Consider the following 337-nt stretch of genomic DNA (forward strand, 5'->3'; position numbering starts at 1 on the left):
GCGTATGACTCCGCACGGTTTCTGGTTTCTAGATCATTACGAGGACCGTGAACGGTTCGTGAATCTGTCGTGGACGAAGCAGTACGCGCATCGCACCAAGGAAGCCGCACGCGACGCGTTCATAGAGCGCAAGCGCAAACAGATTCGCATTCTGCACAACACGATCATCGACGCACAGGAACTGCTGCGTATGGCACTCGAACAGAAATCTCTTGGTGTTGCGCACCAAGTTGTGAGGTGATATGATTCACACAATCAGTTTGATTTTGCTTTGGTGCGCGGCTGTCATCAACATCGCACAGCTCGTGACCCGTGTACAGGAGAAGAAAAATGCACG

At 51.9% G+C, this 337-nt stretch carries 1 protein-coding gene; it reads left to right on the forward strand.

The features are described 5' to 3' along the window. Nucleotides 1-241: hypothetical protein (locus AC1RPU_RS08080; protein WP_481769656.1), on the forward strand; the 241-nt coding region annotated here is incomplete at its 5' end. Nucleotides 242-337 lie beyond the last annotated feature (96 nt).

This window comes from Dellaglioa sp. CoH-55-MRSF-7 (assembly GCF_056782235.1).